We start from the raw sequence: 12,681 nt of genomic DNA, 5'->3' as shown, positions 1-12,681 counted from the left end.
TTCACATCTCCTGCTCCCACCAGCCGCGGGTGTCCACGCCCGCGTCGTCGGCCAGCGCTTCCAGCTCGGCCACCTCGTGTTCGGTCAGTGCGATGTTGCGGACAGTGGCCAATCCTTCGACGTGCACCCTCTTGGTCGCTCCGACGATCGGCGTGACGTCCTCGCCGATGGCCCAGGCGATCGCGACTTCGGCCGGGGAAACGCCATGGGACCGTCCGATGGTTGCCATGCGGTCGGTCAGGGCCTGCAGTTGAGGCAGCAGCTCGTTGTAGACCGCGGCCCGGCTCGTACCTTCCGGCATGGGGTTGGCCGGGCCGAATCGGCCCGTCAGCGCGCCTTGTTCGAGCACCATGTAGGCGAAGAACTTCATGTCATGCTCGCGGCAGTAGTCAATGATCCCGGCCCGCTCGGAGCTTCGGTACAAGAGGCTGTAATGGTTCTGCACCGCCTCCAGCCGGAAGCCCGCCGCGCCGAGGACCTGGTTGGCCACGGTGATCTGTGCCAGGTCGTGATTCGAGACGCCGACGTGCCTGACCCGGCCGCTTTCCAGCAGCGGTATCAGCCGTGCCGTCCACCGCGCCACGTCGGCCGGGTTGTGGATCCAGTAGAAATCCACATAGTCCGTACCCAGCCGCTGCAGACTCTGCGTGAGCATGACGTCGACCGCGGCGTCGTCCTCGCCAGCGGCCTGCGGCGTAAATTTCGTCGACAACTGGTAGTCGCTGCGGTCGTATGCCTTGAGTGCCTGCCCGAGAATCGTCTCCGCGCGGCCCATCCCGTACACCACGGCGGTGTCCCACAAGGTGAACCCCTTCGACATGGCGGCGTCGACGACCTCCTGCAGGGAGCTCTCGGTCAGCGTGCTGCCGAAGTGCCCCTCGCCGGGCGCACCGCTGTCACCCCAAGCCCAGGTGCCAAGAGCCACTGGCGGCACGGTGAGTTCGTTGTCGGTCATGTCGTATCTCCCATGGGTGTATTCGAAGCCGCGGGTCGGCCGGCCGACACCAGTGGACCGCGAGCGGCGCCGCGGAGGAAGTTGCTGTTCATGGGGGTACAAGTTCGCACCCCTTGCGGCGGCGCCCGCTGGCTACGATGGCGCACGTGACGCAGCAGGGCGGTCAACGAGGCGAGGTACGGGACTTCCTGGTGAGCCGACGCGCCAGAATCACGCCGGCTCAGGCCGGCCTGCCGGTCACTGGCCGCCGTCGGGTCGCCGGACTGCGGCGGGAGGAGGTCGCCGTGCTCGCGGGAGTGAGTACGGAGTGGTACACGCGGCTGGAGCGAGGCTACATCGGCGGCGTCTCCCAGGAAGTTCTTGCCGCTGTCGCTCGCGCCCTGCAACTGGACGATGACGAACGGACCTATCTTTTCGAGCTGGCCAGGTCGTCGCGCAGCGCGAGCCCGGCGCCCTCTCGTCACCGGGAAGGCACCGTCCCGCCGCAGGTCCAGTGGCTTCTCGACTCCATGACGATGTCCTCGGCATTCGTCCGCAACGGCCGCGCTGACATCGTCGCCGCCAACGCCTTGGCCCGCGCCCTCCATGCGCCCGTTTTCGACAGCTCCACCTCGGACGGTCGGGGGCGTCCGAACCTGGCTCGCTACATCTTCCTCGACCCCAGCGCCCAGGACTTCTTCGTCGACTGGGAGGCCGCCGGAAGTGCCACGACGGCGCTGCTGCGCGCGGAGGCCGGGCGCGAGCCGGGCGACCGGGCGCTGCGTGAGCTCGTCGGTGAGCTGGCCACCCTCAGTTCGGCTTTCCGCGACCGTTGGGCCGAGCACGATGTGCTGTTGCGACATGCGGGCGTCAAGCGGCTCCAGCACCCTGAGGTCGGACAACTGGACCTGACGTTCCAGTCCCTGGACCTGCCCGTGTCCCGGAGGGCCATGCACCAGCTGGTCGTCTACACAGCCGAACCGGGCACCACGTCGGAGGACGGGATCAAGGTCCTTGCCAGCTGGAGTGCCACGCATCCGCAGCGGTTGCGACCCGCAAGGGGCTGACCCAGCGCCAGGTTCGAGTCCATCACAGTGGAGCTCTTAGTGGTCTCAAGCGACGGATCGTGGCTGATTGGTCGAGCACGGCTTCGGCTGGCTGCTCGCGTTCGGGGCGAGTTGGGTGCCGATTCCGAGGCGCGGGAGTCGCTGATAGGGCAGCTGGCGATCGAGTTCACGCGCCGTGGTGGATCGCGAGCGAGATGGCGACGTAATGGGTGATGAACGCGGTGGTGGTGAGGCTGTGGAAGATCTCGTGAAAGCCGAACCACCGTGGTGAGGGATCCGGGAATCTGGTGCCGTAGACGATCGCACCGAGGGTGTAGAGAAGGCCGCCGATCGCGATGAGGGTGATGACCGCAGGTCCGCCGGCCCGAGCGAACGGGCCGAGGTAGAAGATCGCTGCCCAGCCCAGAGCGAGATAGATCGGCAGGTACAGCCAGCGAGGTGCGCCGACCCAACACATCCGGAACAGGATGCCCAGGATCGCGCCACCCCAGACAAGGGACAGCAGAACGGTGGCTTGCGAACGGTCCAGCAGGACGAGAGCCAGCGGGGTGTAGGTGCCGGCGATGATCAAGAAGATGTTGGAGTGGTCCATCCGCATGAGCCGGCGCTCCACGGGCGGCGTCCAGCTGCCGCGGTGATACGCGGCAGAGGTCGCGAACAGCAGACCGGCCGTCACAGCGAAGGCGGTCGCACCGATCCGAGCCGGCGCGTCGGGTGCCAGCACGACCAGCACGATTCCCGCCATGGTCACCAGCGGTGTCATCACCGCGTGGAACCACCCCCGTAGCCGGGGTGCGATCACAGTCGTTGTGTCTTCGACGTCGGGTCGCGCAGATGGTCCGCCGTGGGCGGTGGCTTTTTCGGTGCCCGGCGATCTACCGATCCCGCTGGATGCGCCCCTCGACGTCATCGGTCGAGGAGCCAGCGGCGGTCGGCTGCAGCGCCGGGGTCGTCGGAGGTCCGCGTCGCGGCAGTGACCACGGTGCCGCGGTCCGTGAGGGCGATACCGGCAAAATCTGCATCGGTTGCGGAGGGGATCACGGTGAGTACCAAACGGGTGCCACCGGTCAGGGACAGTCCGATGTTCTCGGGATAACGGCCGCCGGCGAACCAGCCGAACTTGGTGATACCGAGTGCGGTACGGATCTTGCGCGGAGCCGGAGGCCATTGGCCCTGGGTGTAGGAGACCCGTGCAATCCGCTGGTGGAAGTGGGCGTTGACTGCCACGTCGAGGGCTGCGATCTCGGTCGCCAGGTCCGTGCTGTGCGGCCACCATGCTCCATCGGAGGGACCGGTGCCACGGGTCGTGCTCAAGCTCCACCGGCTGCCGGTGGCCGCAGCCGGGCCAGGTGCGGCCTCCACGGTCAGGACCACACCCCGACGTGTGATGGCCGTAGGGGCTCAACGGGTGGCGAAGTGAGTGGACGCCCCGGTGTCGGCCAGCCGGAGACGATCCAGCAGGCGATCACGCGGAGGGGAGTGGTGACCATGACAGGCTCCCTTCGGGAGCGACAGAAGATGTTGATCAGGAACCGCGGTGGTCTGGGCCGGCTGCTCGTTGTCGTGAGCGGATATGCCGACGCCAGAACGGTATTCGAGTGCGTGAGAGCGGAGCTGTCGTCGGCGACACACATCAGGCGGCTGATGGAGGCGCGTCCGTCGACGCGCACCGGCGCCGACGACACAGGGTAGGCGAAGCTGTCTGATCAGCCCCGCGCGAAACGGTCCCTACGTATCTATTCTACGCCCGTCCCGAGCCTGATCCGGCGACGGCGAGGTCAGGTGAGGTCACGTGATGTCAGCTGGGCGCGTTGGTGTGGCACGGCTCACAGCATCCGGGCGCATACTGCGGTCATGACTGCCTCACCGGCTCGGCGCCGCCACCTGACCAACAGCCCCTTCCGGCCGACTGTCGTGCCCGAAGTCGAAGAGTACGCATGCGGTGACCTCGTGTGTCACGACACCTACGGCATGGGGCGGGTCATCGGCATCGAGGCATCAGCGGTCACCGTCGACTTCCGGTCAAGCGCACAGCGCATCGTCAGCCCGTTCGGAAAGATGAGCAAGTTGTAGCAGCCGGCCATCAGTGCCGGAGAGTGTCGAAGCATCACCGGCTCATCGCCCGAGCCAGCTGGCTGCACGGCGCAGGTGCCGCTGCTGGGTCTCTACGGTCATCCGATCCCACAAGCTCGTGATGTGCCGGGCCCGGTGATTGCCCTCCAGGACGTCTCGATGATCGCGCACGAACGTCCAGTAGAGACCGTCCCAGTCGTCGGTCCAGCTGCCGCGGGGCAGATCCGACATCCTGCGCAGGTAGTTGCTGCCGGAGACATACGGCTTGGTCGTCATCGCGTCGCCGGCCGCGAACTGGCTCATGGCATAGACGTTCGGGACCATGACCCAGTCGTAGGCGTCGACGAACAGGCTCATGAACCACTCGTAGGCGTCGGTGGGGTCGATGCGCAGCAGACACATCGCATTGCCCAGCACCATCAGTCGTTCGATGTGGTGCGCGTAGCCGGAGTCGAGCACCCGTTGGACCACCAGATCGACCGGCTCCAAACCGGTCGATGCACTCCACCACCCGGCGTCGAGCGAGCGGGTGTGCCCGAGCGTGTTCGAGGTGCGCATCCGTTCGCCGAAGAGGTGATAGGTGGCGCGCATGTACTCCCGCCAGCCGATCACCTGACGGACGAAGCCTTCGTACGACGGCAGCGGCACCTCGTGTGCGGCGGCCGCTACCTCAGCTGCCCGGATCACCTGTCCTGGCGTCAGCAATCCGGTGTTGAGCATCGGGGTGAGCAGCGAGTGGTAGAGATGCGGATGCTCCACCGAGATGGCGTCCTCGTAGGGACCGAAGTCGGCGAAGCGTTCGGCAAGGAACTGCGCGAGGTGGCCGGCGGCCTCGGTGTGGTCGGTCGGCCAGGCGAACGACTGCGGGTCGCCCGGCGCATCCGGGAAGTCGCGGGCGACCGTCTCGATGGCGTCGCGCACCTCGCGGCTGTGACCTTGCACCGCATCCACCTGCGGAGCGTGATGACCTCGCGGTAGCTTCTTGCGGTTCTCGGTGTCGAAGGACCAGCGACCACCGACCGGTCGGTCGCCCTCGACGAGGACACCGAGCCGGCGGCGCTGCCACCGGTAGAAGTGCTGCATCCGCGCCGGATGACGGCCGAACCACTCGATGAAATCGGCACGGGCCGTGAGGAATCCCGCAGACTCGAGGACGTCCTCGCGACCCAACTCGTATCCGCCGGCCTGCAACGCCGCCGTCGTGGCCCTGGCCAGCCAGTCGTCGACGACGTCATACACCTCGACCTTCACCGGACGGGTGCGACGGATCAGCCGGGTGAGCCGGATGCCGGTCGACTCCTGCGCCGAGGAGGTGATCACCGTGACGTCGTGACCCACGCCCCGCAGGCGGCGGGCGAAGCGAGCGAGAGACGCCCGGTGCAGCACCAGCTTGTGCGCGTGGAAACGATATTGCCGAAAGTACAGATCGTCCTCGATCAGGACGAAGGAAGTCCCCATCGCAGCGTGCAGGTGGTCCTCGAAGAGCTGGTGCGGGAAGACCAGCCGCAGCGGTGCCGCGGTCACCGCCAGCCGGTCCGGATGAAGGTGCATGGTTCTCAGAGGCCGCTCATTCCCCACCGGATGGCGCGGGTGCCAAGCCGGCCTGCAACGGCAGCAAGAGGCCGTCGCGTCAGCTGCAACTCGGTCCTCGCCCACGGCGGCAGGATCTCGACCGCGCCGTGCGCCAGTAGCCGGTAGCCCGGTCGAGCGGCCAGCGGCAGCGGCGGTTCGCGCAGCAGGAAGTGCGCAGCGTCCAGTGCCTGCGGTGTCGCCGTCGTTGCCGGGCGGTATGCCGCCAGGGTGGCTCGCAACCCGCCCACGCTGGCGGGCAGGTCGGTCGCACCCAGCGCAGCGGCCGGCCGTGACGCCTGAGCGACGTACTCATCGGCGGCGGCGGTGCTCAGCGGCTCGGCGCCATACCGTTGATGGGCGGTGAGGAAGCACCAGACCTCGGCGACGTGTACCCAGCGGAGGAGGTCGGGGTCGCCGGCTCGGTACGGGCGACCGTCCGGGGCGCGTCCCCTCACCCGCTCGTGCACCGCGCGGACCGCACCGATGGCGCGCTCGGCATGCTCGATCGTCCCGTAGGTCGTCGTGGCGAGGTAGCGGCTGGTGCGCGCCAACCGGCCCCAGGGGTCGGCCCGATAACCGCTGTGCCCGGCGACTCCGGCCATTGCCAACGGATGCAGCGATTGCAGCAGGAGCGCGGCGATTCCGCCGGTGAACATCGAGGCGTCGGCGTGCACCCGCCAGATGGGATCCTCGGGTCCGAACCAGCGTGGGCCGGGGGTGTCCCAGATCAGCGCATGGGCGGCAGCCGCATCCGGCCCGGCGACTCGAGCGCGCACGGATTCGCCAAGACGTCGGCGCAGCGAGCGGCGCCGGCGGGACGTCGTGTCGTTCACCATCCGTGCGTCCCGCGGGCACCTTTGAACGGTCCGGTGATCCGGGAGGTGATCCACCCGCCGTAGAAGTCGCCGGCCTGCGCCTCGACGACCTCGTCGTCGAGCCGGCACCGATCCATCGGTGCCGGATAGACGGCGATGCGCTCGGACAGGGCCTCGTAACCAGGCGTGGGGTCGGGGTAGTACCAGCCCGCTCGCCGTGCTCGGCGCGCACCACCGACCAGGTCGACGTACCGTGCGCGACCCTTGAATTCGCACCAGGAGGTGCCGTCGGCTTCGATCACGCAGCCGTCGGCGAAGGCGCTGCGGTGCAGGTAGACCGTCGGCGGATGGCTGGTTTCGAGCACTTCGACAACCTCGTCCGCGCGGGCGATCATCACACCGCCGAGCAGGACCTCCACGCGACACCGCGTCGTGCGAACCGCGGGCGGCCGGGGATAGTCCCAGACCGACTCGACGTCCCGGTGCTGCTGCGCCATACCATTCACCATACTTTCGGACCCTCGCTCCGAACGGTTCGCGGCGCGAGGGTGCGCCGATGACCGGTGCTCACGAGGCAAGCGGGACAGCGGTGACCACGATGTTGTCCCGGTAGTGATGTGTGCTGTAGTCGTAGGATCCACCGCAGGTGACCAAGTGCAGTTGCGGGCTCCCGGTCGTGGCGAACAAGTTAGGCAGATCGACATCCGGCTTGGCGATCGCGGTGACCGTTTGCACGCGGTAGCTCAGTTTCGTCCGGCCGGCGGTCACGTCGACCCGATCGCCACGTCGCAGGTTCACCAGCCGGGCGAAGGGGCCCAGGCCGTACCCGTCCGCGTCGATGTGCGCAGCGAGCACCGGTGTCCCCTGCGGTGCACCGGGTTTGGGACCGTATTCGTACCAGCCGACGGTGTCGGGGTCGGCCGGGATCGCCATCTGACCGTCCTTGCTCACTCCGCGGGGAATCACGCGCATCGAGATGCCCAGTCGTCGGATGGTGAGGTGTGAAGGGGCCGGTAGCTCGTCCTCGCCGTTGCTCTGTTCGGCCGCGGCGGCGCTGGTCTGAGCTGCCGCTGCCCCACCGTCCGATGGTGATGGAGCAGCGGCAGCGCCGGAGGCGGATGGCGCACTCGCGAGAGCGGCCGGCGGAAGCGCCGTGCTGCGCGCCGCCGTCGCGTGCACGACCCACCCGCTGCCCGCCCCGGCCAGGGTGGCGACGGCGACCGCCGCCGCCACCCTGCGGACAGTGAACCGAGACGACGGCACGTCAGCGGTTGACCTTCTTGCGACGTCCGAACAGGACAGCTCCACCGGCCAGCGCGGCGGCGCCGCCGACTGCCGCCGCGGTCGCGAGGCCGTCGTGCGCGGTGGCAGCCTGACCGCCGTTGCCGGTGGGCACGCCTCCGGGCGGCATACCCATACCGCTGATGTTCTGCACGGCGAGTTTCAGGTTGTTGCCCTTCGCGCTGCCCCAGGCGTAGACGATCGTGTTGGAACCGGCCTTGAGGTCCAGGGACGCAGGACCGATGACGACCTTGTCGGTCCCGGCGAGAACAACGTCGGCCGAGATCTTCCCGGCGGGAAGGACGGCCTTCATCTCGTTCGGGTTGGTCAGGTTCTTGAACGCTGCTTTCCCGTTGGCACGAACGTCGACCGCGGGAGCCGCGGCGTCGTGCCGCACCGTGAGGCGCGCCTGACCCGCCGGAATCTTCGACACGTCGTTGACATAGGGGGTCAGCTCGGGCTTGTCGTCGGCGCTCAGATGCGCCACGACGGTGATGTTGGCCCCCGCCGGAACGGTGACTCCGTCGGCTTCGGCGATCGCCTTGCCGTTTGCGCCGGCTCCCGGCGCGGTGATCTTCAGGTCGTATTTTCCGGCCGGCAGCATGACCGGCGCGGTGAGTGTGCCGGGCTTGAAGTCCTTGAGCAGTTCCTTGCCGTTGGCGTAGACGTCGACTGTTGCGCCCGGCACGGCGTGCAACACCGACACGCTGGCGTCATTCGGTCCTGCAGCGTGCGCTGCCGGCGCCAACGCCAGTGGGGTCATCGCCAGGGCGACCACGGCCGCGATGCGTACTGGTTTCATTGCTCGATCCCTTCCGTCCTGCGGGGTACACCGCGCCACGGAGGACGTGACGGGCGCGAAGCTGCCTGCTTCTTGTCCTTGATACGACCGATGGAGGTCGCCTGGATGCGGGCGAGCCCAGATTTCTTTCGCCGAAGTGTCGTTCAGTCGCTGGTCGGCGGGCCGGCGGCGAACGAGTCGAGCGCTGCGACGATCCGCGTCAGAAAGGTCAGCACCACTTCGGCCTCGACGTCGCTGAGTGTCTCGGTGATCGTGTTGATGTCGGCGATGAGTGGAAGCAGGGCATCGCGGACGTCGTCATACGCGCTCGCCGTCGCGTGCAGGGTGGTGCGCCGGCCGTCAGTGGCATGCCGACCGCGTTCGAGGTGTCCGCTCGCGACGAGCCGGTCCACCAGCACGGTTGCAGACGCCGAGCGGATCTTCAGCAGCTGCGATAGCTCGCCGACTCCAGCCGGCTGATCTGCCGATGTCAGATGGTCCAAGGCGAGCAGGTCGGTGACGCCGACCCCGATTCTCCGTGCCAGCTCTGCGTGAACCGCGGGAGCCGCCTGCAGCAGTCGCCGCAATTGCTGACCGATCACCCAGCGTGGCTGCGGTGCGGGGGCTGCGGCGTCGGGCATCTACGAATCGTAGAACCCTACAGTTAGCTAGACAATCTACTAAGGTGCGTTACCCTGACGCCCATGACAGCACCCGCAGCAGCACATCCCGATCGGGGAACACCCACGCCCCAACAGCTCAATGCGGACATGGTGTCCCGGTTGCTGTCTGCACCGGAGACCGAGGTTGCGGATGGCGAGCACGAGTTGCGGGTCTTGTGCACCAAGGGCCGACGGACCGGTGCCGAGCACCTGACTCCGGTCGGGGTGCTGCATCTGGCGGGCCGACTGTTCCTGGTGTGTCCCGATCGGCGTCGGGATTGGCCGCGCAACCTCGGCGCTGACGGAAGGTGCTCCCTGCGGTCCGGCGCGGGGGAGCAGCGGTGCGAGGCTCGAGAGGTCACCGGTGATGTCGCCGCAGACGTCGTGGCAGCCTACCTGTCAGCGGTGCAGGTGCCTTGGGCTGTGCGTGCCTTCGGGCTGGGGCCTTCTCCGGACCGCGCCTCGATCGTGTCGGCGTTGCCAAGATTCGCCGTCTTCCGGCTTGACGATGTCGAGGCCGGGAAGGGGATGCGATGAGAAATGCCCTGCAGAGCAGCCGGTCCGAGCGCCGGCGCCGATGGGTTCTGCCTGCGCTGTTGGTGCTGGTGTGGCTCGTGGTGGGCGCGGTCGCCGGCCCCTACTCCGGGAAGCTGAGCACGGTGGCCACCAACGATCCGGCCGCGTTCCTGCCGGCCAGCGCGGAGGCCACCCAGGTGACCAAGCTGGCCAAGGGCTTCGAGGGCCAGGAGGTCAACCCCGCGCTGGTCGTCTATCAACGCGACGGCGGCGTCAGTGCGGCGGACCGGTCCGCAGTGCAGCGTCGGGCACGGTCGGTGCAGTCCCTCGACGGTGTCGCCGGCCGAGTGGTCGGGCCGATACCGTCCAAGGACGGGCAGGCGCTGGAGGTCGTGGTGCCGCTGAACGGCAAGCTCGGCGATCGCACCGGCGATGTCGTCACGCAGCTCGGCCAGCGGATGAAGGGTGACCTGCCCGCTGGTCTGCACGCCTACGTGACCGGGCCGGCCGGCTTCGCGGCGGACCTCGGCAACGCCTTCGGCGGCATCGACGGTGTGCTGCTGCTGGTCGCACTCGTGGTCGTGCTCATCATCCTGGTGATCGTCTATCGCAGCCCGATCCTGCCGTTCGTCGTCCTGCTGTCGGCCTTGTTCGCCTTGTCGCTCGCCAGCGGCGTCGTCTACCTGCTGACCGATCAGGGGGTGCTCACTCTCAACGGGCAGAGTCAGGGGATCCTGCTGATTCTGGTGGTCGGTGCTGCGACCGATTATGCGTTGTTGCTGACCTCGCGATTTCGGGAGGAACTGCGCGAGGAGGAGTCGCGGTTCGCAGCGATGCGCGTCGCGTTGCGGCAATCCCTCGAACCGATCGCCGCCTCCGGTGTCACGGTGATCCTGGCATTGCTGTGCCTGTTGGTCAGCGACCTGAACTCCACCAGCAGCCTCGGCCCGGTGGCCGCGATCGGGATCGTCTGTGCGCTCGCGTCCGCGTTGACGTTCCTGCCCGCCGTGCTGGTCCTGCTCGGCAGGGCGGCGTACTGGCCGAAGCGACCGCAGCTGGGGTCGCCGCATCCGGAACGGTCCGGGGTGTGGGGCAAGGTGGCCGCCCTGGTGAAGCAGCGGCCGCGGCACCTGTGGATCGGTGCGACCGTGTTGCTGGTGATCGGCGCCGCGTTCCTGCCCACCCTGCGCGCCAGCGGCGTTCCGCAGACGGCGCTCTTCCTGAATCCTGCCGAGTCGGTCACCGGTCAACGAGTAGCCGCCGAGCACTTCCCGGGCGGCACCGGCAGCCCGGTGCAGATCATCGGGCCGGCGTCGAAGATCGGTCAGCTCGCCGAGAAAGTCGCGACGGTGCAGGGCGTGTCGTCCGTCGAGGTGATCGGGACGTCGGGCCGTCCGGCGCCGCCGCAGAGCAGGCCCAAGGTCGTCGACGGACGCGCAGAACTGCAGGCGGTCCTGACCCAACCGGCGGACAGCGACGCCGCGATCAACACGGTGAAGAAGCTGCGGCAGGCCGTGCGGACCGTGGCTCCATCGACTCTCGTCGGCGGATCGACGGCGATCCAACTGGATACCCAGCGCACCGCGGAACGGGACCGTGCGCTGATCATTCCGATCGTGCTGGCAGTCGTGCTGATCCTGCTGATGCTCGTGCTGCGAGCGATCCTGGCGCCGGTGTTGCTCCTTGCCTCGGTGGTGCTCAGCTTCGCGGCCACGCTGGGAGTCTCCGCGCTGGTGTTCAACCACCTACTCGACTTCCCCGGTGCGGACCCGTCGGTGCCACTGTTCGGCTTCGTCTTCCTGGTCGCGCTGGGCGTGGACTACAACATCTTCCTGATGACCCGGGTGCGCGAGGAGTCGCTGCGCCGCGGCACACGGGACGGCATCAGCACTGGCCTGGCTGCGACCGGAGGCGTCATCACCTCGGCCGGGGTCGTGCTGGCGGCGACGTTCTCGGCGCTCAGCGTCATCCCGATCCTGTTCCTGGCACAGATCGCGTTCATCGTCGCCTTCGGAGTGCTGCTCGACACCTTCGTGGTGCGTTCGGTGCTGGTGCCGGCGCTGTCCGAGGACATCGGCGCGCGCATCTGGTGGCCCAGTCGTTCGTTCCGGGACTGAGTGTGTCGTGGTGATGTGCCGCTCGCTCGGAAGCGGTGACTCAGCGGGGCCAGGTGTTGCACGGTCCGCTCTTGAGGGTGACCTGGCCGGTGCCGAACAGCAAGCTGCCGTCGGTGGGCAGGCCGAGGTCGAAGGTCGAATTGAGTGCGTTCGCCGCCGCCGGGTCGAGCTTCAGCCCGATGCCGGACAGCACCGTACGGCCTTCATGCTGGTCGACTTTCAGGCCGCTCAGGTCCAGGTCCAGCACCGGCAGATGCGCGCCGCGGAAATCGACCTGGTCGGCGAAGATCTTCCCGGCGGACAGGTCGATATCGAATCTGCCGATCTCCAGGTGACTGCGCCGTCCCGCGAAGTAGATGCCGCCGTCATGGTGTATGTCGCCGGACGGCCCCGCCAGATCGGGGTCGCCGCCGGTGATGGGGAAGCGATAGGTCGCGGCGAGCGACCCGTGCGAGAAGGAGAGCCCGAATCCGGTGCGGGGCAGCACCGGCAGGGGCAGAACGCCGCTGCGGATCAGCGTCAGTGCGATCCCCGGTGCGGTGGTGACCGAGGTCTGGCCCATCAGACACCTCGCCGATCGCTGGCTGGCTGCCGCGTGGGAGGTGGACGTCGTTGCGGCGTCGGCCGGGGTGGCTGCGGCCAGCGAGCCGGCGGCGACGGCGGTGATGCCCACGATGACGCTGTAACGGATGCGGTGGTGTCGCATGATGAACTCCTCGCATTGTGGACGGGCCGTTCCCGCCCTATGCAACAGGTACGACCGCTGTGGCCCTCCCGGATGCACTCTGGTGGTTCAGCCGAGCTCGAACAGGTTCTTGCCGGGTTTGCCACAATGGTGAGGATGAGCGATGTCGTGGAGCGTG

The 12,681-nt window shown here is 67.9% G+C and carries 14 protein-coding genes; 4 read left to right on the top strand and 10 right to left on the bottom strand.

Annotation, left to right across the window (positions count from 1 at the left end; genetic code table 11):
* Position 1: 1 nt before the first annotated feature.
* Positions 2-955 carry an aldo/keto reductase gene (locus ACYVBN_RS09875; RefSeq protein ID WP_460600358.1) on the bottom strand — a complete coding sequence of 318 codons (954 nt, stop codon included), beginning with the start codon at positions 953-955 and terminating at the stop codon, positions 2-4.
* A gap of 137 nt (positions 956-1,092) precedes the next feature.
* On the opposite strand from ACYVBN_RS09875, the gene ACYVBN_RS09870 reads away from it, so the two are divergent.
* On the top strand, positions 1,093-2,001 hold the full coding sequence (locus ACYVBN_RS09870; protein ID WP_460600357.1) for a helix-turn-helix transcriptional regulator: 909 nt from the start codon (positions 1,093-1,095) through the stop codon (positions 1,999-2,001).
* Between the two features lie 166 nt (positions 2,002-2,167).
* On the opposite strand, the gene trhA is transcribed toward ACYVBN_RS09870, so the two are convergent.
* Positions 2,168-2,803: a PAQR family membrane homeostasis protein TrhA gene (gene trhA, locus ACYVBN_RS09865; RefSeq protein WP_460600356.1), complete on the bottom strand. Its 636-nt coding sequence runs from the start codon at positions 2,801-2,803 to the stop codon at positions 2,168-2,170.
* Positions 2,804-2,907: 104 nt separating this feature from the next.
* Entirely contained in the window at positions 2,908-3,315 is a 408-nt protein-coding gene (locus ACYVBN_RS09860; RefSeq protein WP_460600355.1) for a DUF5994 family protein, read from the bottom strand.
* A gap of 540 nt (positions 3,316-3,855) precedes the next feature.
* Between ACYVBN_RS09860 and ACYVBN_RS09855 the strand changes: the two genes are divergently transcribed.
* Positions 3,856-4,074 (top strand): hypothetical protein, encoded by a 219-nt coding sequence (locus tag ACYVBN_RS09855; RefSeq protein ID WP_460600354.1) that lies wholly within the window; start codon positions 3,856-3,858, stop codon positions 4,072-4,074.
* A 42-nt stretch (positions 4,075-4,116) separates the two neighbouring features.
* Here the strand turns inward: ACYVBN_RS09855 and ACYVBN_RS09850 are convergent, their stop codons facing one another.
* The 6 genes from ACYVBN_RS09850 to ACYVBN_RS09825 all read right to left on the bottom strand — a co-directional run bounded on the left by ACYVBN_RS09850 (position 4,117) and on the right by ACYVBN_RS09825 (position 9,164).
* Complete coding sequence (locus tag ACYVBN_RS09850) at positions 4,117-5,625, bottom strand: cryptochrome/photolyase family protein (RefSeq protein WP_460600353.1); 1,509 nt, start codon at positions 5,623-5,625, stop codon at positions 4,117-4,119.
* A gap of 5 nt (positions 5,626-5,630) precedes the next feature.
* Entirely contained in the window at positions 5,631-6,482 is an 852-nt protein-coding gene (locus ACYVBN_RS09845) for an oxygenase MpaB family protein (protein ID WP_460600352.1), read from the bottom strand.
* Complete coding sequence (locus tag ACYVBN_RS09840; RefSeq protein WP_460600351.1) at positions 6,476-6,958, bottom strand: DUF427 domain-containing protein; 483 nt, start codon at positions 6,956-6,958, stop codon at positions 6,476-6,478. Before ACYVBN_RS09840 ends, ACYVBN_RS09845 begins: the two co-directional genes overlap by 7 nt.
* 70 nt (positions 6,959-7,028) lie before the next feature.
* Entirely contained in the window at positions 7,029-7,694 is a 666-nt protein-coding gene (locus ACYVBN_RS09835) for a class F sortase (protein ID WP_460600350.1), read from the bottom strand.
* A gap of 31 nt (positions 7,695-7,725) precedes the next feature.
* Positions 7,726-8,544, bottom strand: a complete 819-nt coding sequence (locus tag ACYVBN_RS09830; protein WP_460600349.1) for a DUF4397 domain-containing protein — start codon at positions 8,542-8,544, stop codon at positions 7,726-7,728.
* 143 nt (positions 8,545-8,687) lie between these two features.
* Positions 8,688-9,164 (bottom strand): MarR family winged helix-turn-helix transcriptional regulator, encoded by a 477-nt coding sequence (locus ACYVBN_RS09825; RefSeq protein ID WP_460600348.1) that lies wholly within the window; start codon positions 9,162-9,164, stop codon positions 8,688-8,690.
* A gap of 63 nt (positions 9,165-9,227) precedes the next feature.
* Between ACYVBN_RS09825 and ACYVBN_RS09820 the strand changes: the two genes are divergently transcribed.
* Positions 9,228-9,722, top strand: a complete 495-nt coding sequence (locus ACYVBN_RS09820) for a nitroreductase/quinone reductase family protein (RefSeq protein WP_460600347.1) — start codon at positions 9,228-9,230, stop codon at positions 9,720-9,722.
* Positions 9,719-11,818, top strand: a complete 2,100-nt coding sequence (locus ACYVBN_RS09815; RefSeq protein ID WP_460600346.1) for an MMPL family transporter — start codon at positions 9,719-9,721, stop codon at positions 11,816-11,818. The genes ACYVBN_RS09820 and ACYVBN_RS09815 overlap by 4 nt, the downstream gene beginning before the upstream one ends.
* Before the next feature lie 40 nt (positions 11,819-11,858).
* Here the strand turns inward: ACYVBN_RS09815 and ACYVBN_RS09810 are convergent, their stop codons facing one another.
* Entirely contained in the window at positions 11,859-12,524 is a 666-nt protein-coding gene (locus tag ACYVBN_RS09810) for a hypothetical protein (RefSeq protein WP_460600345.1), read from the bottom strand.
* Between the last annotated feature and the right edge of the window lie 157 nt (positions 12,525-12,681).

This window comes from Flexivirga lutea (assembly GCF_054778955.1).
The sequence above is the reverse complement of the archived record's forward strand: the minus strand, read 5'-3'. Positions and strand labels throughout refer to the sequence as shown.

Coding starts and splice junctions, on each gene's coding strand:
- ACYVBN_RS09875 (WP_460600358.1), bottom strand. CDS start 955: ATGACCGACAACGAACTCACCGTGCCGCCAGTGGCTCTTGGCACCTGG.
- ACYVBN_RS09870 (WP_460600357.1), top strand. CDS start 1,093: ATGGCGCACGTGACGCAGCAGGGCGGTCAACGAGGCGAGGTACGGGAC.
- ACYVBN_RS09855 (WP_460600354.1), top strand. CDS start 3,856: ATGACTGCCTCACCGGCTCGGCGCCGCCACCTGACCAACAGCCCCTTC.
- ACYVBN_RS09850 (WP_460600353.1), bottom strand. CDS start 5,625: ATGCACCTTCATCCGGACCGGCTGGCGGTGACCGCGGCACCGCTGCGG.
- ACYVBN_RS09845 (WP_460600352.1), bottom strand. CDS start 6,482: ATGGTGAACGACACGACGTCCCGCCGGCGCCGCTCGCTGCGCCGACGT.
- ACYVBN_RS09840 (WP_460600351.1), bottom strand. CDS start 6,958: ATGGCGCAGCAGCACCGGGACGTCGAGTCGGTCTGGGACTATCCCCGG.
- ACYVBN_RS09830 (WP_460600349.1), bottom strand. CDS start 8,544: ATGAAACCAGTACGCATCGCGGCCGTGGTCGCCCTGGCGATGACCCCA.
- ACYVBN_RS09825 (WP_460600348.1), bottom strand. CDS start 9,164: ATGCCCGACGCCGCAGCCCCCGCACCGCAGCCACGCTGGGTGATCGGT.
- ACYVBN_RS09820 (WP_460600347.1), top strand. CDS start 9,228: ATGACAGCACCCGCAGCAGCACATCCCGATCGGGGAACACCCACGCCC.
- ACYVBN_RS09815 (WP_460600346.1), top strand. CDS start 9,719: ATGAGAAATGCCCTGCAGAGCAGCCGGTCCGAGCGCCGGCGCCGATGG.
- ACYVBN_RS09810 (WP_460600345.1), bottom strand. CDS start 12,524: ATGCGACACCACCGCATCCGTTACAGCGTCATCGTGGGCATCACCGCC.